General features: G+C 64.3%; 21 protein-coding genes. 8 read left to right on the top strand and 13 right to left on the bottom strand.

Annotated features, from left to right (window positions below):
- Nucleotides 1-2 precede the first annotated feature (2 nt).
- Nucleotides 3-1,466: a UdgX family uracil-DNA binding protein gene (locus BLS48_RS20035; RefSeq protein WP_091580979.1), complete on the top strand. Its 1,464-nt coding sequence runs from the start codon at nucleotides 3-5 to the stop codon at nucleotides 1,464-1,466.
- 1 nt (nucleotide 1,467) lies between these two features.
- Here BLS48_RS20035 and BLS48_RS20040 read toward each other — a convergent pair whose 3' ends face one another.
- The 4 genes from BLS48_RS20040 to BLS48_RS20055 all read right to left on the bottom strand — a co-directional run bounded on the left by BLS48_RS20040 (nucleotide 1,468) and on the right by BLS48_RS20055 (nucleotide 5,845).
- The gene (locus BLS48_RS20040) at nucleotides 1,468-2,733 is read right to left on the bottom strand and encodes a glycerate kinase type-2 family protein (protein ID WP_091580982.1); all 1,266 of its coding nucleotides are present in this window, start codon (nucleotides 2,731-2,733) and stop codon (nucleotides 1,468-1,470) included.
- Nucleotides 2,730-3,233 carry a heme-degrading domain-containing protein gene (locus tag BLS48_RS20045; RefSeq protein ID WP_091580984.1) on the bottom strand — a complete coding sequence of 168 codons (504 nt, stop codon included), beginning with the start codon at nucleotides 3,231-3,233 and terminating at the stop codon, nucleotides 2,730-2,732. Before BLS48_RS20045 ends, BLS48_RS20040 begins: the two co-directional genes overlap by 4 nt.
- A gap of 78 nt (nucleotides 3,234-3,311) precedes the next feature.
- Entirely contained in the window at nucleotides 3,312-4,625 is a 1,314-nt protein-coding gene (gene guaD / locus BLS48_RS20050; protein ID WP_091580987.1) for a guanine deaminase, read from the bottom strand.
- Between the two features lie 2 nt (nucleotides 4,626-4,627).
- The gene (locus BLS48_RS20055; RefSeq protein ID WP_091580989.1) at nucleotides 4,628-5,845 is read right to left on the bottom strand and encodes a urate hydroxylase PuuD; all 1,218 of its coding nucleotides are present in this window, start codon (nucleotides 5,843-5,845) and stop codon (nucleotides 4,628-4,630) included.
- 137 nt (nucleotides 5,846-5,982) lie between these two features.
- On the opposite strand from BLS48_RS20055, the gene BLS48_RS20060 reads away from it, so the two are divergent.
- The 3 genes from BLS48_RS20060 (at nucleotide 5,983) to BLS48_RS20070 (ending at nucleotide 9,283) form a co-directional block, all read left to right on the top strand.
- The gene (locus BLS48_RS20060) at nucleotides 5,983-6,903 is read left to right on the top strand and encodes a LysR family transcriptional regulator (protein WP_091580992.1); all 921 of its coding nucleotides are present in this window, start codon (nucleotides 5,983-5,985) and stop codon (nucleotides 6,901-6,903) included.
- 104 nt (nucleotides 6,904-7,007) lie between these two features.
- Nucleotides 7,008-8,021 (top strand): LLM class flavin-dependent oxidoreductase, encoded by a 1,014-nt coding sequence (locus BLS48_RS20065; protein WP_091580995.1) that lies wholly within the window; start codon nucleotides 7,008-7,010, stop codon nucleotides 8,019-8,021.
- Nucleotides 8,018-9,283, top strand: coding sequence for an LLM class flavin-dependent oxidoreductase (locus BLS48_RS20070; protein ID WP_091580998.1), 1,266 nt, complete (start codon nucleotides 8,018-8,020; stop codon nucleotides 9,281-9,283). Before BLS48_RS20065 ends, BLS48_RS20070 begins: the two co-directional genes overlap by 4 nt.
- 12 nt (nucleotides 9,284-9,295) lie before the next feature.
- On the opposite strand, the gene BLS48_RS20075 is transcribed toward BLS48_RS20070, so the two are convergent.
- The 9 genes from BLS48_RS20075 to uraH all read right to left on the bottom strand — a co-directional run bounded on the left by BLS48_RS20075 (nucleotide 9,296) and on the right by uraH (nucleotide 19,999).
- On the bottom strand, nucleotides 9,296-10,483 hold the full coding sequence (locus BLS48_RS20075) for a class I SAM-dependent methyltransferase (protein WP_208604645.1): 1,188 nt from the start codon (nucleotides 10,481-10,483) through the stop codon (nucleotides 9,296-9,298).
- The gene (locus BLS48_RS20080) at nucleotides 10,480-11,121 is read right to left on the bottom strand and encodes a DUF3726 domain-containing protein (RefSeq protein WP_167365161.1); all 642 of its coding nucleotides are present in this window, start codon (nucleotides 11,119-11,121) and stop codon (nucleotides 10,480-10,482) included. Before BLS48_RS20080 ends, BLS48_RS20075 begins: the two co-directional genes overlap by 4 nt.
- Nucleotides 11,118-12,776, bottom strand: a complete 1,659-nt coding sequence (locus BLS48_RS20085) for a hypothetical protein (protein WP_244529709.1) — start codon at nucleotides 12,774-12,776, stop codon at nucleotides 11,118-11,120. The genes BLS48_RS20080 and BLS48_RS20085 overlap by 4 nt, the downstream gene beginning before the upstream one ends.
- Nucleotides 12,773-13,789, bottom strand: a complete 1,017-nt coding sequence (locus BLS48_RS20090) for a membrane dipeptidase (protein ID WP_208604646.1) — start codon at nucleotides 13,787-13,789, stop codon at nucleotides 12,773-12,775. Before BLS48_RS20090 ends, BLS48_RS20085 begins: the two co-directional genes overlap by 4 nt.
- Nucleotides 13,790-13,902: 113 nt before the next feature.
- Nucleotides 13,903-14,736, bottom strand: coding sequence for a PhzF family phenazine biosynthesis protein (locus BLS48_RS20095; RefSeq protein ID WP_091581007.1), 834 nt, complete (start codon nucleotides 14,734-14,736; stop codon nucleotides 13,903-13,905).
- Between the two features lie 99 nt (nucleotides 14,737-14,835).
- Entirely contained in the window at nucleotides 14,836-15,732 is an 897-nt protein-coding gene (gene xdhC / locus BLS48_RS20100) for a xanthine dehydrogenase accessory protein XdhC (RefSeq protein WP_091581108.1), read from the bottom strand.
- 62 nt (nucleotides 15,733-15,794) lie between these two features.
- Nucleotides 15,795-18,140: a xanthine dehydrogenase molybdopterin binding subunit gene (gene xdhB / locus BLS48_RS20105; RefSeq protein ID WP_091581111.1), complete on the bottom strand. Its 2,346-nt coding sequence runs from the start codon at nucleotides 18,138-18,140 to the stop codon at nucleotides 15,795-15,797.
- On the bottom strand, nucleotides 18,140-19,621 hold the full coding sequence (gene xdhA, locus BLS48_RS20110; protein ID WP_091581010.1) for a xanthine dehydrogenase small subunit: 1,482 nt from the start codon (nucleotides 19,619-19,621) through the stop codon (nucleotides 18,140-18,142). Before xdhA ends, xdhB begins: the two co-directional genes overlap by 1 nt.
- Nucleotides 19,622-19,624: 3 nt before the next feature.
- Complete coding sequence (gene uraH / locus BLS48_RS20115) at nucleotides 19,625-19,999, bottom strand: hydroxyisourate hydrolase (protein ID WP_091581012.1); 375 nt, start codon at nucleotides 19,997-19,999, stop codon at nucleotides 19,625-19,627.
- A gap of 194 nt (nucleotides 20,000-20,193) precedes the next feature.
- On the opposite strand from uraH, the gene puuE reads away from it, so the two are divergent.
- The 4 genes from puuE (at nucleotide 20,194) to BLS48_RS20135 (ending at nucleotide 23,636) form a co-directional block, all read left to right on the top strand.
- The gene (puuE, locus tag BLS48_RS20120) at nucleotides 20,194-21,612 is read left to right on the top strand and encodes an allantoinase PuuE (RefSeq protein ID WP_091581015.1); all 1,419 of its coding nucleotides are present in this window, start codon (nucleotides 20,194-20,196) and stop codon (nucleotides 21,610-21,612) included.
- Between the two features lie 10 nt (nucleotides 21,613-21,622).
- On the top strand, nucleotides 21,623-22,486 hold the full coding sequence (locus tag BLS48_RS20125; RefSeq protein ID WP_091581017.1) for a bifunctional allantoicase/(S)-ureidoglycine aminohydrolase: 864 nt from the start codon (nucleotides 21,623-21,625) through the stop codon (nucleotides 22,484-22,486).
- Nucleotides 22,483-22,974 (top strand): ureidoglycolate lyase, encoded by a 492-nt coding sequence (locus BLS48_RS20130; RefSeq protein WP_091581020.1) that lies wholly within the window; start codon nucleotides 22,483-22,485, stop codon nucleotides 22,972-22,974. The genes BLS48_RS20125 and BLS48_RS20130 overlap by 4 nt, the downstream gene beginning before the upstream one ends.
- A 68-nt stretch (nucleotides 22,975-23,042) precedes the next feature.
- Entirely contained in the window at nucleotides 23,043-23,636 is a 594-nt protein-coding gene (locus tag BLS48_RS20135; RefSeq protein ID WP_091581022.1) for a nucleoside deaminase, read from the top strand.
- Nucleotides 23,637-23,685 lie beyond the last annotated feature (49 nt).

Genomic DNA, 23,685 nt, shown 5'->3' on the forward strand with positions numbered 1-23,685 from the left:
CCATGCAGCCGGCTGGGTTCGATCTTGCCAGATACAATGTACGGCTCGACAGCGAGACCGATTTTCCCGGTTGGCGCGACGCGGCACGGCGGCTGGCGCTGAACGAGGTCAGTCCCGAGGATATCAGCTGGCATGTGGCGGCCGATTCCGACCAGCCGCCGAGCGATTTGCCGGCTGTGCCAGGGGGCAAGCAGCTTGTGGTGCCGCGAGAGTTCATCGGGCATGCGGAGACAGCCTTCTGCCATTCCGACCCCACCCGGTTCGCCTTTCTCTACCGGTTGCTGTGGCGGCTGCGCACCGAGCCCAGACTGCTGGCGATCGCGTCGGATCCCGACACCAGGCGCCTCGAAGCCATGGAGAAAGCGGTGCGGCGCGACAGCCACAAGATGCGCGCCTTCGTGCGCTTCCGGAAGATCGGTGACGGCGACGAGGAGCGCTATGTCGCCTGGTTCGAGCCCGATCATTTCATCGTCGAGCGCAACGCGGATTTCTTCGTCAGGCGCTTCACCGGCATGCGCTGGACGATTCTGACGCCGCATGCCTCCGCCGACTGGAATGGCGAAAGGCTGGCGATCGGGCCGGGCGCCGCCAGGAGCGATGCCCCGGCGCAGGACGACACCGAGTCGCTGTGGCGGACCTATTTCGAGAACATCTTCAATCCGGCACGGCTGAAGGTGAAGGCCATGCAGAAGGAGATGCCGAAGAAATACTGGCGGAACCTTCCCGAGGCCTCGCTCATTCCAGATCTGATAGCAGGAGCGGACAAGGCCGCCACAGCCATGATTGCCAGAATGCCAACGACGCCAGCGCCGCATCACGCCAAGGTGCAGGCTAAACACTGGCCAACGCGTGAGCCAGCCGTGATGGGCGATGGCGCCCACACGATCTCCGAATTGCGCGAGGCGGCGAAGGGTTGCCGCCGCTGTCCGCTTTGGCGCGACGCGACACAGACCGTGTTCGGCGAAGGGCCAGATGATGCCAGGGTGGTCTTCGTCGGCGAACAGCCAGGCGATCAGGAGGATCTTGCCGGCAAACCTTTCGTCGGTCCGGCGGGCAAGGTGTTCGACGCCATACTGGATGACGCGGGCGTCGACCGCCAGAAAGTCTACGTCACCAATGCGGTCAAGCACTTCAAGTTCGAGCCGCGCGGCAAGCGCCGCATCCATTCCAAGCCGAATGCCGGCGAGGTTCAGGCCTGCCGCTGGTGGATCGACAGGGAACTCGCGCTGATCATGCCGGATCTCGCCGTGGCGCTCGGCGCGACGGCGGCGCTGTCCTTACTCGGCAAGGCGATCCCGGTGACAAAGATGCGCGGCCAGGTGATCGAGCGCGAGGATGGCTTGCGCGTGTTCGTCACCATCCATCCCTCCTTCATCCTGCGCATCCACGAGCCCGCGGACAAGGACGCCGAACGCGAGCGGTTCCTGCACGACATGAGGCAGGTCAAGCGGCTGATGACCGCCTGAACTACCTGATCAAGATGGCTCTCAGATCGTTGACATTCGTGCCCGTCGGGCCGGGCACGAAAAGATCGCCAACGGCATTGAAGGCCGTCCAGGCGTTGTTGCCGGCCAGCATCGCCTTGGCGTCCACACCCGCCGCGCGCATGCGCGAAACAGTCGAGCCGTCGGCGAAGGCGCCGGCATTGTCTTCCGAACCGTCAATGCCGTCCGTGTCGGCGGCCAACGCGTAAACACCTCCAGAGCCGTTGATGCCAATGGCGAAGGCAAGCAGGAACTCCGAGTTGCGGCCACCCTTGCCCTTGGCACGCAAGGTCACGGTTGTTTCGCCGCCGGACAGGATCAGCACCGGCTTTGGGAATGGCCGGTTGCGCGTCACCACTTCGCGCGCGATTGCCGAATGCACGCCGCCGACCTCGCGCGCCTCGCCCTCGATGGCATCGGAGAGGATAACAGCTTCGATGCCTTGCCGTTTCGCTTCCGCTGCCGCCGCTTCCAGCGATACACCGGCCGAAGCGATCAGGTGCACCTCGTTGCGTGAAAAGCGCTGATCATCCGGACTTGGCGCATCGGCGGCCGGCGAGCCGATGTGTGCCATCACCGCGGCCGGGAGCTTCATGCCGTAGGTGGCGATCGAGGCGAGCGCGTCCTCGCGGCTGCCTATATCGGGAACGGTCGGGCCGGAGGCGACCAGTGCGGGGTTGTCGCCCGGGATGTCGGATACGACTAATGACACCACCCTGGCCGGCCAGGCGGCCGCGGCGAGCCGGCCACCCTTGATGGTGGAAACATGCTTGCGGATGGTGTTCATCGCCGCAATCGGCGCGCCGGAGGCGAGCAGCGCCTCGTTGACCGCGATCTCGTCGGCCAGCGTCAGGCTGCCGGCCGGTGACGGCAAGAGCGCCGAGCCACCACCGGAAATCAGCGCGACGACCAGATCATCCGCTGTCAGCCCCTGGACTTTTTCGAGCAGGCGTCGCGAGGCCTCAAGCCCGGCGGCATCCGGCACCGGATGCGCCGCCTCGATGATCTCGATGCGCTCGCAGGCCGCGCCATAGCCATAGCGGGTGACGACCAGCCCTTCGATCGGCCCGTCCCAGACCTTCTCGAAAGCCGCCGCCATCTGCGCCGAGCCCTTGCCCGCGCCAATGACGATGGTGCGACCCTTGGGCTTGGCCGGCAAATGATCGCGGATGGTCCGCTCAGGATCGGCAGCAGCGACGGCGGCGTTGAAGATGGATGTGAGGAAGGCCTTGGGATCGATATCGGTCATTTCGCTTCCGGCGGCAACGCAAGCTCTTGGCAATCGATACCCAGGTAGTCGCACAGCGCATCGACCACGACGCCGTGATCCTCGCGCTCCGGCAGGCCCGACACCGCGATCACGCCGATGACACCAGCGCCCTTGACCGTGACCGGAAAGCCGCCGCCGGCCAGTACAAAGTCCGATATTTCGAGGCCTTCACCGACCTTGAAGGCGCGGTCGGGGCGCTGCTGCTCCAGCACCATGCGGTAGGTGCTTCGCAGGAACCGTTTGACGACATTGATCTTGCGCCGGGCCCAGTCGGGATTGGAAGCGTTCGAGCCCGGCATCGCGGCATAGAACAGCGGCCGGTCGAAGGTCCTGATGTCGACGATAACCGGCAGGTTCCCGGCGAGCGCGCGGTCGCGGATGGCTGAACCGATCTTGAAGGCAACCGCCTCATCGAAGGCTGGAAAGACAAGAACCTCTTCCTGTCTCTTGATCAGAGCGATGTCGTCAGCAACGGCCATGTCGTTCCCCTGTCAACTTCGCCGCACGCTTTGGCCGATGGTTGCCGCCGGGTCAAGCGAGGAACACGTCGCAGTGTTCTAAATCGCCATGTCGGCCTTGGCCGGTCGCCCGGCCACATAGACCTCGCGCACGGCGCGGTCGTCGCCGAGCGTCTGCAAAAGAAACAGTTCCTGCGCCAACGTCTCGACCGTTTCCATCCTGAGCCGCATCGCCGGTGTTGCCCTGGCATCCAGCACGACGATATCGGCATCAGTGCCTTCGTCCAGCGTGCCGATCTTTTCCGCCACCGACAGCGCCTCGGCATTGCCGCGCGTCATCTGCCAGAAGGACTGGAACGGGTTGAGCTTCTCGCCGTTCTGCGCGATTACCTTGTAGCCCTCGTCCATGGTGCGCAGCATGGAATAGTTGGTGCCGCCGCCGACATCGGTGGCGGCGGCGATCCTGATCGGCTTGTCGCGGCGGCGAAAGCGCTGATAGTCGAACAGGCCGGAGCCGAGGAACAGGTTGGAGGTCGGGCAGAACACCGCCACCGAGCCGCTGTGCGAAAGCGCATCGGCCTCACGCTCGGACAGATGGATGCAATGGCCGAACAGGCTCTTCTTCCCCAACAGCCCGTAGTGTTCGTAAACGTCGGTGTAGTCGCGCGACCACGGATAGAGCTCCTGCGTGAAGGCGATTTCGGCATGGTTTTCCGACAGATGCGTCTGCATGTGCAGGTCGGGATGTTCGCGGCACAGCGCGCCGGCCATCTCCATCTGTTGCGGCGATGAGGTGATCGCGAAGCGAGGGGTAATGGCATAAAGCTGCCGTCCCTTGCCGTGCCATTGCGCGATCAGCGCCTTGCTATCCTCATAGCCGGACTGCGGCGTGTCGAGCACGCCGTCGGGCGCATTGCGGTCCATCATCACCTTGCCGGCGATGTTGAGCATGTTGCGATCATGCGACTCGGCGAAGAAGGCTTCGGCCGACGCCTTGTGCACCGAGCAATAGGCGGTGACCGTCGTGGTGCCGTGGCGCACCATCTCGTCGAGGAACAGCCGCGCGATGCGGCGACCATGCTGCGCGTTGGCGAACTTCGTCTCTTCCGGGAAGGTGTAGGTGTTCAGCCAGTCGAGCAGCTCCGCGCCGTAGGAGGCGATGACCTGCATTTGCGGGAAATGCACATGAGCGTCGATGAAGCCCGGCAGCAGCAGATGCGGCCGGTGGTCGATTCTTTCCGCCCCTTCGCCGGCCTGTTTCTCGACTTGCGCATAGGCGCCGGCGGCGACAATCCGGCCATCGCGGATCAGCAGGCCGCCATCCTCCTCGTAGCGCCAGGCGGAATGGTCATCGATGGTCTCGGGCCAGCGTACGAAGGACAGCGTTCGGCCGCGCAGAAGTGTCGAGGTCATGCTTACTTTCCCGCGCCTTCGAACCAGGCCACCAGCAGCGCCCGCTCCTTGTCGGTAATCTGCGAGACGTTGGCGGGCGGCATGGCGTGGGTGCGGCCGGCCTGCAGATAGATCTCGCGGGCGTGGTTGGCGATTGCCGCGTCGGTGTCGAGCATCACGCCCTTGGGGGCATGGTAGATGCCTTCATAGACAGGCTCCGCCGCGTGGCACATGGAGCAGCGGCCGAGCACGGTGTCGCGCACGGCGGGGAAATGCGCCGAGGCGACATAGACCTGCGCCGCCGCCGATTCCTTGGGTTCGCCGGTCAGCACCTTCGGCACGGTCGACAGCCAGATGATGATGATGAACAGGACGAGGGCGCCCAGCCAGGTCCAGTGCGGGTTGCCCTTGCGCGCATGGACGCTGTTGAAATAGTGCCGGATCAGCACCCCAATGATGAACACCAGCGAGGCGATGACCCAGTTGAATTCAGTGCCGAACGCCAGCGGGTAGTGGTTCGACAGCATCAGGAACAGCACCGGCAGCGTCAAATAGTTGTTGTGGAGCGAGCGCTGCTTGGCGATCTTGCCGTATTTCGGGTCGGGTTTGCGGCCGGCGATGAGGTCGGCGACGACGATCTTCTGGTTGGGGATGATGACCATGAAGACATTGGCCGACATGATCGTGGCTGTGATGGCGCCCAGATGCAGGAATGCGGCGCGGCCGGTAAACAGGTGGGTCAGCCCCCACGCGATGAACACCAGCACGCAGTAGAGCACCAGCATCAGGCCGGTGTCGCTCTTTCCCAGCGGCGAGCGGCACAACAGATCATAGACCACCCAGCCGACGCCGATTGTCGCCAGCGACAGCAAGATGCCGACAGGTACCGACATTGGCAGTACATTGGGATCGATCAGGAACAGATCGGCCCCGGCATAGTAGACGACGCACAGCATGGCGAAGCCGGACAGCCAGGTGGCGTAGGATTCCCATTTGAACCAGGTCAGGTGCTCGGGCATCTCGGCCGGCGCAACCAGATATTTCTGGATGTGGTAGAAACCGCCGCCATGCACCTGCCATTCCTCGCCAAAGGCGCCGACGGGCATGCCCGGACGCTGGCGCAGGCCGAGATCGAGCGCGACGAAATAGAAGGACGAGCCGATCCAGGCGATGCCGGTGATGACGTGCAGCCAGCGCACGGCGAAACTCAGCCATTCCCAGAAAATCGCGAAATCCATCATTGAAGTCGTCCCTGCCGATCACGCGACTTTACGGGCTGGAGCGCAAACGGAAAGAGGCGAGGTGCACGATGACTTTCAAAAAAAAATGGAAAATACTAGGCTGTTCCCGCGCAGCCGCATGAGAGCCACGAAACAGCATGGCCTATCTCGACAACATCGCCGTCTTCGTTCGCGTCGTCGAACTCGGCAATCTGTCGGCGGCAGGGCGCGACATGCGCATTTCGCCGGCGGTCGCCTCCAACCGCATCAAGGAACTGGAGAAGCATCTTGGTGTCAGGCTGTTCAACCGTACGACACGGCAGTTGATGCCGACCGAGCACGGCACGGTCTTTTACTCTGGCGCCAAGCAGGTGCTTGAGGCGATCACCGAGGCGGAAGCGGCGGTCTCGGCCCTGTCCGGCCAGCCACGCGGCACCATCCGCGTCACCGCGCCGCTTGGCCTCGGCCGGCGGCTGGTGGCCTCGGGCATCCCCGATTTCCACGACAAATATCCTGACATCGAGGTGCGGCTCAGGCTTTCGGACCACAATGTCGACATCATGAAGGAAGGCATCGACGTCGCCTTCCGGCTCGGCATCATCGAGGATTCCAGCCTCAGGATGCGCGGCATCATGGAATGCGAACGCGTGCTGGTGGCGGCACCGAAATATCTGGAGGCGCGCGGCGAGCCTACGGAACCGCAGGAACTGATCGGCAAGAAGCACGACTGCCTGATGCTGCGCTATTCCGGCGCGCGCGAATATGTGTGGACGCTGCAGACCCCCACCGGTCCGCAGAAATTCGAGGTGCATGGTCCGTATGATACGGACGATGGCGATGTGCTGACCGGCTGGGCGCTGTCCGGGCGCGGCATCATCAACAAGCCGCGCTTCGAGGTCGAGCCGTTCATCCGCGACCAGCGGCTGAAAGTCATCCTGAGCAGCACGCCGCCGACGCCGGTACAGTTTGCCGCCGTCTATCCCCACAAGAAGCTGCAGGACCCGAAAGTGCGGCTGCTGCTCGACTTCATGGCCGAGCGCTGCCAGCGGCTGATCAACGACCTTCTCGCGGGCAAGTGATAGCTGGCCGGCAAGAGACCGGCGGTTGGCCCAGTGCCGGCGGTTGCCATCCTGGGAAGCGGCGAACATAGTTCCGGACGTATGTCGTCTTGCAGGGACCATCGATGGACAACGGCGCCACAATGCATCTTGCCGTGTCGCTGTTTTCGGGAACCGCCGATCCATCACCCGAGCCGGAATTCGATCGTCTGGCGCGGTTTGCGCAAAAGGCCGAAGCCGCCGGCCTGGACATGGTGCTGCTTGCCGATGCCGCGCCGGCTTCCAGCAGCGATGCGGCGAACCGACAGGTGCCCTTCGAGGCGACGACCTTGCTGGCCGCCCTGGCGACGGTGACAAGCAGGATCGGCCTCGTCGCAATGGCCTCGACGATCGCCCACCAGCCCTACAATCTGGCACGCCGTTTCGCCTCGCTCGACATTATCAGCCACGGCCGCGCCGGCTGGCATGCGACGATGGTGCAGGCGCCACGCGAAGCGGCCAATTTCAGCCGGCCGGAGGGGTTTTCATCAGCCGATTTTCGCCGCCGCACGGAGGAATATATCGGCATCGTTCAAGGCTTATGGCAGGGCTGGGACGCAGACGCGCTGTTGTTCGACAAAGGCGGCGGCCGCTTCCACGATCCCGAAAAGATGCATCTGCTTGACCACAAGGGCGAATTCTTCTCCGTGCGCGGGCCGCTGAACGTCGCGCGATCACCGCAGGACATGCCGGTGCTGGTGCTGTCCGGCTTCTCGGAGCACGACCTGTATGTCGCCGCCCGCACCGCTGATGTCATCCTGCTGGACGAACGGTCGGCGGAAGACACCAAGGCACGCCATGACGATCTGAGGCGCCGCGTCGCCGCCCGTGGGCGGGACCCGGATGCCGTGAAGGTGCTGATAAACGTCTCGCCCGTCACCGGCGGGAAGCCGGCCGCCCTCGCCGACAGGTTGGAGGAACAGTTCCACTCGACAAGCTGCGACGGGTTCAACATCCTGATGCCGGCACAGCTTTCAGCGCTCGACGACTTGGTCGATCTGGTTTTGCCGGAGCTGCGGCGACGTGGCCTCTTTCGAGCGGGCTATCGCGGGACAACGTTGCGCTCGCATCTCGGACTTGCCGGCGGAGGCGACCAATGACTCGCCAGATGAAGCTCGGCGCCTTCCTATGGGCGACAGGCCACCACATCGCCGCCTGGCGTCACCCGAAGGCACATGTGACCGCCGGCATCGACATTGACCACTACATCCGGCTGGCGCGCACGGCGGAAGCGGCGAAATTCGACCTGCTGTTCTGCGAGGACGCCGCCGGCCTGCGCGAGGCCAATGTCGGCATCGCCAGCCAGACGTCACGCTCGATCGGTTTCGAGCCGATCAGCCTGCTGTCGGCTCTCGCCGTTCAGACCAGCCGCATCGGTCTCGTCTCCACCGCCTCGACAAGCTACAACGAGCCTTACGGGCTGGCGCGGACCTTCCTGTCGCTCGACCATCTGAGCGGCGGCCGTGCCGGCTGGAACCTGGTTACATCAGCCAGCCAGATCGAAGCCGCCAATTTCGGCTCGACCGGCTTGCGCCCACACGCCGACCGCTATGAACGGGCGAGGGAATTCGCCGAAGTGGTGACCGGGCTTTGGCACGGCAAGCTCGACGGGGCTTCCGGATCCGGTGGTCACGATGGCCAGAGCTTTTCGGTTCGGGACCCGCTCGACCTGCCGCGTTCGCCCCAGGGCGCGCCGGTCATGGTGCAGGCTGGCGCCTCGGATGTGGGCCGCGACCTTGCCGCCCGCACCGCCGACGTGGTGTTCACGGCGGCGCAGACTTTCGAGGAAGCGAAGGCCTTCTACGACGATCTCAAGGGGCGTCTGGCGGCCTATGGGCGCGAGCGGGACGACATCAAGATCATGCCGGGCGTCGCGCCCGTGGTGGCGGAAACGGAAGCGGAAGCCCGGGAAAAATACGAGGAATTGCAGGAACTGATCCCCGATGATGTCGGCGTGGCGCTGCTGTCCAGCTATCTCAGCATCGCCGACCTGTGGCGCTATCCGATTGACGGGCCGCTGCCGGAGTTGCCGGCGACCGAGGGCATGCAGAGCCGGCAAGCGCTGGTCATCGAGCAGTCGCGCCGCGACAACCTTTCCATTCGCCAGTTGGCCCGCCATTTCGCCGGCGCGCGTGGCCATTGGCGCATCGCCGGAACAGCGGTCCAGGTCGCCGACGCGTTGCAGGCGCGATTCGAGGGAGGCGCGGCCGACGGGTTCAACGTCATACCCTCTTACTTCCCCGGCGAACTCGATGCCTTTGCCACACTGGTCGTGCCGGAACTGCAGCGGCGCGGGCTGTTCCGCAAGGATTATGATGGCCGTACGCTGCGCGAGCATCTCGGGTTGAAACGACCGCTATAGCGCGACGAGCGCTCACGACGCCTTGCTGATGACCATGAAGCAGTGGACGTAATCCATGGCGTGCCCCTGCGGGGCGCGCGCCACTTCGGCCTGATAGGCGCCATAGAAATCATCGACGATGGCGGCCCGCTCGTCCGCTGGACGCGACGGATCCAGAGCGCCGGCAAACACCGTTTCCGACCATGAGCGCAAGGTCGGCACATAGGCTTCAGCGAAGCGAGCAGCGTCTCCGTGGCGGCGAAAATCGGCTGCGTAGGGGCAAGCCGTCACGGTGGTGGAGACATGGTCGAGCCGCAAGCCGGCCCGCGAGACCGCCGAGTTCGCGTCGGCGAAGGGTGCCGCGAATTCCACCTTGCTCTTGTAAAATTGCTGGAAGGTGGCGTTGCGGTATTCGGCGGCACTGATCCGGCCAGACGCGTGCAGTTCGCGCCAGTGCCTGGCAAAGGTGTCGAACATGTTGACGCCGCCAGTGTTGCCGAGATAGCGGCCTTCCTCGTCGACGCAGAAATTGGCCAGCACCAGCCTGCCGCCGGGCCGCAATTCGCGGGCGCGGTGGAGCAGGATGGTCTCCCAGTCGGCCATGGCCTGGGCGCGGAACCGCGCCTGCTCCCGCGGCGTCGCGCCGACCGCCTGCACATGATCGGCGATCATTGTCGGCCGGCTGCTCAGCCAGTGCATGGCGGTGGCCGAAAAGCCGAGCGACAGCGTACCGCTGGCCAGAATCTGACGATAGAAACTGGTGCCGCTGCCGAAGATGTAGACATCAGGCATGCCCGCCAGCGGCGCATCGGTCGGCGCGCCGAGCAGGCCCTGGGTCAGCCGGAACAGAGCGGCGAAATCATTGTGCGGCAGGTCGGTATAGGTGATCGCAATCTCGCGATCCGGTTCCCTGGCGCGGACGAGGCCAACGATCCGGCGCATCAGGTCAAGCGATGTGCCGCCGTCGGCGGCGCCGAAATCGGCCACTGTAAACGGCACTCCTCCGGCGAGCGGCTGCATGGCGGCGATGGCCCCGGCGACAAGATCGCCGGCACGGTCGATCACCGCCTTGGCCCCGACCGTGTTGGACGAGTAGTAACCCGCCCCGCGCATCGAGATCACTGGCATCGCGGCCTTGACGTTCATGCCCTTGCCCTTTCCGGTCTGGCTGAACTGTCCATCATTACGGCGCGCGCGCCGCTCATCGTCAAGTCTTGTCATTCGTCATCGGTCCTGCTGCCGCCGGCGCCGGTGGCTCGGGAACTGGCCGAAGCCGGCACGTAGGTTCTCGCCGCCATGGCGCCGAGTGCTTCGAAAACCGTGGGATCGATGCTGGCACGTCGGCGCCGGTCCGGCTCCCGAACGTCGTCCGGGCCACCGCTTATCGTGACGTCGGCATCCGGCGCCAGCCAGCCGGCGTCGCCGGCTTTTGCGGCGATGGCGCCGCCAGCGACATCCGCGCACGCGCCCCTCCACGACACGTGCACCCGCACATCCCAGAGCGCGGCGAAGCCGACCAGCCATAGGGGATGGGCCACCCGGTCGATCCGCAGCGGATGGCCCATGAGCAGGCCGGGCCTATCCGCGATCAGCGCCCCGGTACGGATTGGGCAAAGGCAAGAACCATCGGTGGGCGCCGAAATCGCCGATCCCGCCTCTGCCGGGAACGACAGAGTTGGCGCGGCCAGGGACGGACTATCCCGCGCCAGTGCCAGCAGGGACGGTGCCCAGGGCAGCCCGCCGGCGGCAAGCGCCCTGGCGCATTTGCCGATGTCGTCACAAGGTCCCCAATTGAAACCGGCGCCGCGCGCGGCCTTCGCCGCCAGCATCTCGACCTCGTTCAGCGACAGCTCGATCACGATATCGCCCTGGCCGGCTTCCGCGCGACAATGTCCTCGGGAAAGGGCGCGCCCGCAAACAACGAGATGCGCAGCCATCGGTCGGAACGCGGATCGAAGCGACTGGCGCCGAAGAAGGCGAGCTTCGAGCGCAGCAGGTCGATCGGCCGCATCGTTGCATCGATCAGATTGCCGCGGATTTCCGTGTAGGGATTGCCGGCGGCCAGTTGCACCCGGCGCACGACGTGGCGCCATTGCGGCTGCCCCAGCAGCAGGTTCGCGACCGGGCTCTCCGACGGCTCGGCCTCCAGCACGGCGGCCAGACGGCAGATGTCGCGAGCCACCGCCAGCGGCTGCTCGCGTTCGGCACCCGGCTCGCTGTGCCGCTCGCCAAGGCGTGGCTCGAGCTTTTCCTCGGAAACATACCAGAAGCGAGCATCGGCTTCGGCCGAGCCGAAGTCGTAGGCCAGAGCCCAGCCATAGTGCGTTTCGATCAGCCCGCGCAGCGCGCCGCAGCTCATGGCGCCATCGATCCGGTAGACCGCCGCCTCGTCACAAGCCATGGTGTCGGCGAGTTCGTCGACCAGCGCGCCGTGCGGCTCCAGCATCAGGGCGACCATCGCTTCCTGCCCTTCGAGCGACAGGTTCTGCTCGGCGAAGCGATAAAGAGCTTCCCAGGGCTGGGCTTCGCCAGCCAGAATGCTACCGGCCTTACCGCTGATTTGATCGCAGTCGGCCGCCAGCCGCAGAAGCGCTGCCCCCTGCGCCGTATCTTCCGTCTTCCAGCGGCGGATGTTGTCCTGCATCGCGGCCAGGGCTGCGAGAAACCCGTCAATGCTGCCGCGGTCGGCCGCCGCCAGCGAGCGGACGCGCGCCAGCGCCGTCTCGCGCGCCAGCATCCAGCGGTGCAGCAGGAAGGGATGGCGCACCAGAAACGGCGCCATGCCGAGGCCGGTGGAATTGCCAACACCGAGTTGGCGGCGCAATTCAGGATCGAGCATCGCAGCGCGACCGGGCGCGCGCCGTCGGGCCATGTGTTCGGCCAGCGCGATGGTGAAGGATCGGATGAGCCAGACGGTCAGCATTTCTGCACGGAACGGTCCGGCAAATTCCGGTCTTTGCGAAATGCGGTCGCGGTCGGCAATGCCGAACTTGCCATTGCCGTAGACCGCCGTGGTGCGCATCAGATAGCCGACATTTTCGATCTGGACGGCGTCGGGCTGACGGCCTTCGGCCAGCCTTTCGACGACATGGGCAAACAGCCTGACGCTCTTGTTGGCGCGCGACAGGATCAAGTCGCGTTCACTGAATCGTCCCGCTTCCTGGAGCGGCACATTGGCGGCGAGCCGCGCGATCTCGGCCGCGTCGGGCACGCCGTCATAGAGCACGTAGCTGGTGTCCCACGCCTCGGCGATGACCCGGTCGGTGCGCATGGCATCGGCCAGCGGCGTCGAAAAGGCGACCAGCGAATAGGTTCGCATCGGCATGTCGACCCGGATGACCGCATGGCCGAAACCGTCGTTATCGAGTTCCCACGCAGCAGGCGCGACTTTCCATGCTTCCCGTTCGGCTTGCCGCATCATTGCCCGCAGGAAGCTCAACCGCGTCGGATGCGAGGCCCCCATGCGGTCCAGCCGCATGACGACGTCAGGCGGCCGCAGGGCGATGGTGTTCACGGTGAGGCGCCTGAAGATTTTTCGCCGCGAAACACCCGTTGCATCAGCCGTACCCAATTCCCGCCCATGATGCCGTCGGCTTCGGTTGGCGAGAACCCCGCCCGCAGCAGGCCGGTGCGAATGCCTGGAAAGTCCCGATTGGACGAAAACCACGCCGGTTGGGCTGGCAGCACCGCCGGCCCGTTCGGATTGTCGGCCGACGCAAGCGTCCAGCGTCCGTTGCGCATCCATCTGATCACCGAATCGTCGTGGCCCTGACAAAGGTCGGAACCGATGCCGATCCGATCCACGCCGATCTGTCCGGCAAGTCTAGCTGTCATCGCGCAGAAGGCCTCGAGCGTGCAGGCACTGCCGCCGGCCAGATGATGCGGATACAGCGACAGGCCCAGCATGCCGTCATTGGCGGCGAGCGCGTCGATCACCCTGTCGGAGACGTTTCGGGCCGTATCGCGCCACCAGCGCGGATTGGCGTGCGTGACCGCGACCGGCGCGTTGGAAGCCTCGATGGCATCGAGTGTGGTGGCTTCGCCGGCATGCGACATGTCGATGACCATGCCGAGGCGGTTCATTTCCCGCACCACTTCCCGGCCCATCCGGGTCAGGCCGCCATCGTAGCTCTCCTGCCAGCCGGTCCCGAGCAGCGACTGGTTGTTGTAGGTCAGCTGCATGAAGCGCAGGCCAAGATCGTAGAGAATGGAAACAAGCCCGAGATGGGCCTCAATCGGCGACGGATTCTGCACGCCGAACAGGATCGCCGTGCGTCCGCTTTGCCTGGCTGCGGCGATGTCGGCAAGGCTCGACGCCTTGACGATCAGATCGGCATTGTCGGCAAAGCGCCGGTCCCAGGCAATGATGCGGTCGACCGTCTCGCGGAAGTTCTCGTGGTAGGCGATCGTCGCATGGACCACGTCGACACCGCCGTCGCGCATCTCCTCGAAAATCGCGCGCGACCAGTTGCAGTATTGCAGGCCATCCATGACCAGCGAAGCCTGGGGATCGAAGCCGTCTGCCAAATGCGGACACTCACCGTGGCTAGGGCTGCGCTGACGAAAGCAGCCGCTCCCCAGAAGATCGGATCATTGGCCAGGTTGCAATCCGATTGTTCTGAGCCAGGGGCGAAATCGGCTCAGGGATGCATCATCCGGGCGGTGCCCGAGACCCTGATCGAGCTGCCCGGCGTCGGCGGAATGTCGGCATGCAAACGCGAGCGCATGCCCATGTCCTCGCCCTGCACGATATCTATCGCACCGCCATGCGGCCAGCCAATGTCGCGCAGATAGCCGGCGAAGGCGGCCGTCGACGCTCCCGTTGCCGGGTCCTCATACACGCCACCGGAGGCGAACGGATTGCGCGTGTGGAACAGCCGAGGCGTTTCGGCATGGGCGAGCAAGATCGTCACCAGCCCTTCGCGCCGCATCAGGGCTTGTCCGGTTTTCAGATCGTAGCGCATGGCGGCCAGCGCCTCGCGCGACGTGAGCACCAGCACAAGATGGTCCGCGCCGCCATGGATCAAGGCCGGTGGAATGGCGGGGTCGAGATCGCCTGAAGTGTAACTGAACAGCGCCAGTGCCTCGGCAATCAGTTCCGGCGGCGCCGGCTTGCTGCGTGTCGGCGGAGACTGCAGGGCGGCGGCGACGTTCGCGCCATCACGGAACCCTTCGACGGTGATGCTCGCCTGGTTGAGGGTCAACGGGAAAATCCCATCGCCAAACTGCCCGACCAGCGCCGCACCGAGGGCGATGGTGGCATGGCCGCAGAAGGGAACTTCCGATTCCGGCGAGAAATAGCGGACCCGCCAGCCATTGCCGTCGGGCGCGGCAAAGGCGGTTTCCGAGAACCCGACTTCGGCCGCCATGCGCTGCATCGCGGCTGCATCGGGCAAGACATCGCCTATCAGGACTCCGGCGGGATTGCCGCCGGCATCGCCATCCGAAAAGGCCGCGATTTTCAGTACGTCCATCTGCTTCCACCTCGTACTGCCAAAGCGCGCAGGAAACACCTTCCCAGGTGATTTGAGAACCGAAGAAATCGATGAGCAGCTGTGACCTGACCGATGAGGTTAGCCGGCTGTCACCTTGTCACACGGCGCCTGAAGGTCGGCATTTGACGCGGCTGTGTGAGCGACCAGCGCCGTCATGATCTCGGCGGCCGCGAGCGCCGCGATGACTTGCGGGCGCTTGTCCTTGACGCCATCTCCGCCGATCGGCGAGACGAGGCGGGCGAACTCCACTTCGCTGCCATCCGCCGATTTCAGGAACCAGTTCCTGAAGGTGGCTTTCTTGGTCTTCGAGCCGATCATGCCGACATAGGCGGTGTCGCCGCGTTTCAAGGCTTCGGCGACAATCAGGAAATCCAGCGCGTGGTCGTGGGTGAGGATGGCGAATGCGGAACCGGCCGGAGCGTTTCGCAGCTCGGCCTCAGGCATCGGCGTCAACCGCGTCTCGATGGTTTCCGGCATGCCTTCCAGCGCCTCGGCCCGCGTCTCGATGACGACGCCGTGCACCGGAAGAAGTGCGATGGTCGAGGCCAACGCCTGACCGACATGACCACCGCCGAAGATGTAGACATGCGGCAGATGTGCCTCTTCGGCCTCCGCCGCAGCAATCAAATCGGCTGCACGTGCGGCATCGACGAGCCGGATCAGGACTTCGACGCGCCCGCCGCAGCACTGGCCGATCTCGGGGCCGAGCGGCACGTCGAGCGTCGCGCAGACCTCCCCAACCTCGATGCGGCTATCCCGCCCTCTTGGGGAGGAGAAAAGCATCTGCCGTGCCTTGTCGATGGCCATGTATTCGAGCTGGCCGCCGCCGATGGTGCCAAAGATCGCCGCTTGCGAGACGAGCATGAAGGCGCCCTTCTCGCGCGGTGTCGAGCCTCTGGTGCCCGCCACTTCGACCAAAGCGATGCGGCCTTGACCAGCAAGGAAGTCTTTCAGACTCTGCACTTTCGAGTTCATCATTCGCATTCCCGTGAGGGAAACATAGGCTTTTTCGGTCTGAATTGCACGTTCTGCCAGCCTCAGGCCTTGGCCTCGCCTTTCAGCCGCTCGATCGCCATCAGCACGCGTTCGGGTGTCGCGGGGGCATCAAGGCGCGGACAGATCTTGTGGTCGGCGACGCTCGCCACCGCGTCCGACAGCGCATGCAGCACCGACATGCCGAGCGGGAAGGGCGGCTCGCCGACCGCCTTGGAGCGGTGGATCGTCGGCTCGCTTGCTTCCGGCCAGTCGGCCAAGGTCACGTTGAAGATCTTCGGTCGGTCGGAGGCGAGCGGGATCTTGTAGGTCGACGGCGCGTGGGTGCGCAGCCGGCCCCTCTCGTCCCACCACAGTTCCTCGGTGGTAAGCCAGCCCATACCCTGGATGAAGCCGCCCTCGACCTGGCCAAGGTCGATGGCGCGGTTCAGCGAGCGGCCGGTCTCGTGCAGGATATCGGTGCGCTCGACCATGTACTCGCCGGTCAGCGTGTCGACCGAGACTTCCGAGCACGAAGCTCCATAGGCGAAATAGTAGAAGGGACGGCCCTCGCCCTTGTCGCGGTTCCAGTGGATTTTCGGCGTCTTGTAGAAGCCCGCTGCTGAGAGCTGGATGCGGGCCATGTAGGCCTGCTTGACGAGGTCGGCGAAAGCGATCTCCTGGTTACCGATGCGCACCCGGTTGGGTAGGAATAGCACCTGGTCGCGCGGCACCTGGTATTTTTCAGCGGCGAAATCGGTCAGCCTATCCTTGATCTGGCGGGCGCCATTCTGCGCCGCCATGCCGTTGAGGTCGGTGCCGGACGACGCCGCCGTGGCCGAGGTGTTCGGCACCTTGCCGGTGGTGGTCGCGGTGATCTTCACCTGGTCGAGGTCGATCTGGAATTCTTCCGCCACCACCTGTGCCACCTTGACGTAGAGGCCTTGCCCCATCTCGGTGCCGCCATGGTTCAGATGCACCGAACCGTCGTTGTAGACATGCACCAGCGCGCCGGCCTGATTGTAGTGCGTGGCCGTGAACGAGATGCCGAACTTGACCGGCGTCAGCGCCAGCCCGCGCTTGATGAAGCGGCTGTTGGCGTTGAAGGCCGATATCTCGCGTCGCCGCCGCGCATAGCTGGCGCTTTCCTCCAGCTCGGCGACGATGCGCTGGATGATGTTGTCCTCGACCGTCTGATGGTAGGGCGTGATGTTGCGGTCCGAGGTGCCATAAAAGTTCTTCTTGCGGATCTCGAGCGGGTCCTTGCCGACGGCAAAGGCCACTTCGTCGATGACGCGTTCGGCACCGACCATGCCTTGCGGACCGCCGAACCCACGAAAGGCGGTGTTCGACACGGTGTTGGTGTAGAGCGGCGCCGACTGGGCATGCACCGCCGGCCAGAAATAGGTGTTGTCGCAGTGGAATAGCGCGCGGTCTGTGACCGGGCCCGACAGATCCGCCGAGAAACCGCAGCGTGCGGCGAACATGAAATCGACGCCCAGAATGCTGCCTTCATCGTCGAAGCCGACCTCGTAGTCGATGAGGAAATCATGCCGCTTGCCGGTGGCGATCATGTCGTCGTCGCGGTCGGGCCGGATTTTCACGGCGCGACGGTGTTTCTTGGCAGCGATGGCTGCAAGCGCGGCAAACTGATTGCCTTGCGTTTCCTTGCCGCCGAAACCGCCGCCCATGCGGCGGATTTCCACCGTGATGGCGTTGCTCGGCACGCCGAGCGCATGGCTGACCATGTGCTGGATTTCGCTCGGATGCTGGGTCGAGGAATAGATGGTGACGTCCTGATCCTCGCCGGGAACGGCCATGGCGATATGGCCCTCGAGATAGAAATGCTCCTGGCCACCGACGCGCATTTTTCCTTTCAGCCGGCGCGGCGCCTGACGGATCGCTGTAGCGGCATCGCCGCGCTTCAGCGTGAGTGGGGGCGTGACGAGCTTGCCCTTCTTCGGATCGAGCGCGCCGATGTCGGTGACGAAAGGCAATTCCTTGTACTCGACCTTGGCCAGCCTGGTGGCACGTCGCGCCTGCTCGCGCGTTTCGGCAATGACGCAGAAGATCGGCTGGCCGAAGAACTCGACCTTACCGTCGGCGAGCACCGGCTCGTCGTGGCGGCCGGTCGGCGAAATGTCATTCTCGCCCGGCACGTCCTTTGCCGTCAGCACGTCGACGACTCCGGGGGCTGCACGCACCGCCGAAAGGTCCATGCGTGTGATGGTGGCGTGCGCGGCAGCCGAAAGACCGAGGCAGCCATGCAGCGTGCCGGCAGGTTCCGGCATGTCGTCGATATAGACGGCGGTGCCGCTGACATGCTTGTGCGCGGAGTCATGACGCTGATCGGTGGCGACGCCGCCGGCGATCTTCTGCGCCTTCATATTGGGGGTGGCGTGCTTGTTCATCATGCCGCCTCGTGCCTTGAAACCTGGATCGGCGCCCTGGTTCCGCTGGTCTCGGCGAAGAAACGCAGCAAAAGGTTACGCGCCGCCAGCGCCCGGTATTCGGCCGAAGCCCGCATGTCGGTCAGCGGCGTGAAATCCGTGGCATACTGCGCCATCGCCGCCTCGACCGTCTGTTCGGTCCATGGCTTGCCGAGCAGCGTTTTTTCGACAGAAGACGCCCGCTTCGGCGTCGCCGCCATGCCGCCATAGGCGATGCGGACGTCCGCGACCGTGCCGTCCCTGGCCAGTGACAGGAAGAAAGCGCCGAGTGCCGCCGTGATGTCCTCGTCGCGGCGCTTGGTGATCTTGTAGACAGCGAATTTCGTTGCCTTGGCCGGCACCGGCACATGCACCGCCTCGACGAATTCGCCTGATAGGCGGTCCTGCTTGCCATAGGCAATGAAGAAGGTTTCCAAGGGGATCGTGCGCCGCTTCTTGCCCTTGCGCAGCGTCAGACGCGCGCCGAGCGCGATCAAGGGTGGCGGCGTGTCGCCGATCGGCGAACCATTGGCGATGTTGCCGCCGATGGTGCCCATGTTGCGGACCTGTTCGCCGCCGATGCGGTCGAACAGCGGCCCCAACGCCGCGATGCGCTTGGCCAGCGTCGAGAATGCTTCGGTGTAAGTAACGCCGGCGCCGATCGAGATAACGCCCTTGTCTTCCGAGATGGTGCAAAGCCCGTCGAGATCGCCGATGAAGACCACCGGAGAAATATCGCGCATGTGCTTGGTCACCCACAGGCCGACATCGGTCGAGCCGGCAACGATGGTGGCGCCGGGTTCCTTGTCGAGCACGGCGGCGAAATCGTCGACGTTGGCCGGCACGACGAGGCGCGCCTTGCCGGCGCCGATCTCGACCCGCGCGCCGTCATGCATAGCCTCGAGCCTTGCCGTGATCGCCTTGCGCTCCACCGCCAACGGATCCTTCGCGGCCTTGCCGTAGCTGGAGATGGCATGCGCCGCGCGCATGATCGCCTCGTAGCCGGTGCAACGGCAGAGATTGCCCTGCAAGGCCTTTTCGATAGCGGCGTTCGATGGGTTGGGCGATTTCATCCACAGGCCATAGAGCGACATAACGAAGCCCGGCGTGCAGAAGCCGCATTGCGAGCCATGGCAATCGACCATCGCCTGCTGCACCGGGTGCAGCTTGCCAGCCTCACCACGCAGGTGCTCGACGGTCACGACATGGGTACCGTCCAGCGAGCCGAGGAAGCGGATGCAGGCATTGACACTTTCATAGACCGGCCCGTTGGCCGAAAGCTTGCCGACCAGGACAGTGCAGGCGCCGCAATCGCCTTCGGCGCAGCCTTCCTTGGTGCCGCGCAGCGACCGGTTGAGCCGCAGCCAGTCGAGCAAGGTCTCGTCGGGCGCCACCTTTGCGAGCGTGACGTCCTCGCCATTGAGGATGAAGCGGATTTCGTTGCGGATATTGACCTTGGCCACGCCTCAGCTCCCCCTGTAGGTCGAATAGCCGTAGGGCGAGACGAGCAGCGGCACATGGTAGTGCACCGGCTCGGCCATGCCGAAGCGGATCGGCACGCTGTCAAGGAAGGCCGGCTCCGGCAGCTTTGTTCCCTGCCGCCGCAGATAGTCGCCGGCAGCGAACACCAGTTCGTATTCGCCGGTGCGGAATTCCGCGCCCGCCAGCAGCGGCGCGTCGCAACGGCCATCGGCATTGGTGACAACAGTCTTCAGATGTGTCCGCGCGTCGCCGTTTAGGTGAAAAAGCGCGATCGACAGCCCCGCCGCCGGCTTGCCGGTCGCCGTGTCGAGGACATGGGTCGTCAGACGCCCGCCATCGGCTTTCGACGTTTCTGCCATTGGCCGCCTCCCATTTCCAGTATGAACGAATTGGCCCGATACAATCGAACATAGTGATGAATTGTGCGCCAATTAAAGGCCATGCATAAGTCCTGGTCGAGCGGAGCGCGACAAAAACACTTTCAAAAATTTTCGGGGGAATGCGCTGGCAATCCTTTCGACTATCCTCACCCCAATATCCGGCAGGAGTGACAATGCGTTACGAACGGGACATGCGCGGCTACGGAGCCAATCCACCGGATCCGAAATGGCCTGGTGGTGCGCATGTCGCCGTACAGTTCGTCGTCAACTACGAGGAAGGCGGCGAGAACTGCGTGCTGCACGGCGACAAGGCTTCGGAAGCCTTCCTGTCGGAAATCGTCGGCGCCGCACCCTGGGTGGGGCAGCGCCACTGGAACATGGAATCGATCTACGAGTACGGCGCCCGCGCCGGTTTCTGGCGGCTCCATCGCCTGTTCACCGAGGCCAAGGTACCCGTAACCTGCTACGGCGTCGCCACCGCGCTCGCCCGGTCGCCCGACCAGGTCACGGCGATGCAGGAAGCCGACTGGGAGATCGCTTCGCATGGGTTGAAATGGATCGACTACCGCGACCACAGCGCCGAGGACGAGCGCCGCGATCTCGAAGCGGCGATCAAGCTGCATTATGAGGTGACGGGGACACGCCCGACCGGCTGGTACACGGGCCGCACCTCGGTCAACACGGTGCGGCTGGCGGCGGAAGAAGGCGGCTTCGACTATGTGTCGGACACCTATGACGACGAACTGCCTTATTGGTTCGAGCACGAGGGCGGCACACAGCTCATCATTCCCTATACGCTCGACGCCAACGACATGCGCTTCGCCACGCCGCAAGGGTTCAATTCGGGCGACCAGTTCTTCGCCTATCTGAAGGACAGCTTCGACACGCTCTATGCCGAGGGCAAGGAAGGGCGGCCGCGCATGATGAACATCGGCCTGCATTGCCGCCTCGTCGGGCGGCCCGGCCGGGTGGCGGCGCTGAAACGCTTCGTCGACTATGTGAAGTCGCACGACAAGGTCTGGCTGGCGCGACGCATCGATATCGCCAAGCACTGGCAAGAGGTCAATCCTTACCAGCCGGCGGAACTGCGTCCGTCGAAGATGGAATTCGAGACCTTCGTTCACACCTTCGGCGGCGTGTTCGAGCATTCGCCATGGATCGCCGAACGCGCCTATGAGCTGGAACTGGGCCCGGCGCACGACAGCTCAGGCGGCCTGCACAATGCGCTTTGCCGCATCTTCCGCGCCGCGAGCGAGATTGAGCGGCTCGGCGTGCTCAACGCCCATCCCGACCTTGCCGGCAAACTGGCAAAAGCCAAGCGGCTGACGGCGGAATCGACCAGGGAACAGGCCTCGGCGGGCCTCGACGCGCTGACAGACAAGGAGCGCGAACTGTTCTCCAAGCTCAATGCCGCCTACGTCACCACCTTCGGCTTCCCTTTCATCATCGCGGTGAAGGGCAAGACCAAGGAGGAAATCCTGGCGGAGTTCGAAACGCGCATCGGCAACAGTCGCGGCGTCGAATTCGAGACCGCCTGCAAACAGGTCGAGCGCATAGCGCTGCTCCGCCTCAAGGACATGCTTCCACAATAGGTTTGAACCCATGGATACGATCAGGATGCCCGAGCGAACCTATTACGCGCCGCATGGCGGCCATTCCGGCCAGAACGAGCTGCTGACCGGGCGCGCCGTCTTCACCGAGGCTTATGCCGTCATCCCCCGGGGGGTGATGCAGGACATCGTCACCAGCGCCTTGCCGTTCTGGGACAAGACCCGCGTCTGGATATTGTCGCGACCGCTGTCCGGTTTTGCCGAGACGTTCTCGCAATACATCGTCGAGGTCGAGCCCGGCGGCGGCAGCGAGCGACCGGAACCCGATGCCGGCGCCGAGGGCGCCCTGTTCGTGGTCGAGGGCGAACTGACGGTTCTGCTCGCCGGCAAGAAGCATAGTTTGAGGCCCGGCGGGTTTGCCTTCCTGCCGCCGGCAAGCGGCTGGACGGTTCGCAACGAAGGCAAGGCCGATGTCCGCTTTCACTGGATTCGCAAGGCCTACGAAGCCGTCGATGGCTTGGAGACACCTGAAGCCTTCTTCACCAACGAACAAGAGATCGCGCCGTCGCCGATGCCCGGCACCGAAGGCCGTTGGGCAACGACGCGTTTCGTCGATCCGGCCGATTTGCGCCATGACATGCATATGACCATCGTCACGCTCGAGCCGGGCGCCGTCATTCCTTTCGCCGAGACCCATGTCATGGAGCACGGCCTCTATGTGCTGGAGGGCAAGGCGGTCTATCGCCTCAACCAGGACTGGGTCGAGGTCGAGGCCGGCGACTATATGTGGCTGCGCGCCTTCTGTCCGCAGGCCTGCTATGCCGGCGGCCCGGGGAAATTCCGCTACCTGCTCTACAAGGACGTCAACCGGCACGCCAAGCTCGGCGGGGCGGGCCTCGGGGATCGCACGCGGTGACCCGCATCGTCGCGCGGCCGCTGACCCGCGAGAGCTTTGCCGAGTTCGGCGACGTCATCGACATGAGCGGCAGCAATCACTACCCTATCAATGGCGGCAAGGCCGAGCGCTACCACGATCTCGCCACCGCGGAAGCGGCAGGGCCGAACGCCCGCGTGCTGATCTCGATGGTGCGCGGCAAACCTTACGAATTGCCGCTGAAGCTGAGCATGGTCGAGCGCCACCCCCTTGGCAGCCAGGCCTTTATCCCGCTGTCGCCGCGCCCGTTCCTGGTCGTCGTCTGCCATGACGGCGACGAGGGACCGGGCGAGCCGCACGCGTTCATCACCGCGCCCGGACAAGGCATCAACTATTCCCGCAATCTCTGGCACGGCGTGCTGACGCCGATCGGCGAGACGCAGGATTTCCTGATCGTAGACCGTGGCGGCGACGGCTCCAATCTCGAAGAATTCCATTTCTCGCACGCCTACGAGATCCATCTCCCATAATTTTTTGTGCATGTCGTTACCCCAAAACCGAGGGCACTTTTGGGCGACATGCAGCAGGAGACCCGAAAATGACCGACATTTCGCTGATCGACCGCCTGCTCGACGTCATCGAGCACGACATCGTGCCGAAGACGGCAGAAGGCGTTGCCCATGGCAACAAGCTGTTCGGCGCGGCGATTCTGCGCAAGGACGACCGTTCGCTGGTGCTGGCCGAGACCAACAACGAGGTGGAAAACCCGCTCTGGCATGGCGAGGTGCATTGCCTGAAGCGTTTCTACGAAATGCCGAAGGCCGAGCGCGTCGATACCAGGGACGCCATTTTCCTCGCCACGCACGAACCCTGCTCGCTGTGCCTGTCGGCGATCACCTGGACCGGCTTCGACAACTTCTACTATTTGTTCAGCCACGAGGATTCGCGCGACAGCTTTGCCATCCCGCATGATCTCAGGATCCTGAAGGAGGTCTTCACCCTCGACCCCGGCGGCTACAACGCCGAGAATGCCTATTGGAAGAGCTTTTCGATCCGCAGGCTGGTGCGGTCGCTGCCCGAGGCCGAGCGCCAGCGGCTGGAAACGCGCATCGGCAGGATTTCGACCCTCTACGACGACCTGTCCGGAGCTTATCAGGCGAGCAAGGCTGAAAACGACATTCCGCTGAATTGACGCGGATTGACCAGTCGAATTCGTTGGCTGGCCCACGACGCGACCCCAC

The organism is Mesorhizobium qingshengii, assembly GCF_900103325.1.
Lineage (GTDB): Bacteria > Pseudomonadota > Alphaproteobacteria > Rhizobiales > Rhizobiaceae > Mesorhizobium > Mesorhizobium qingshengii.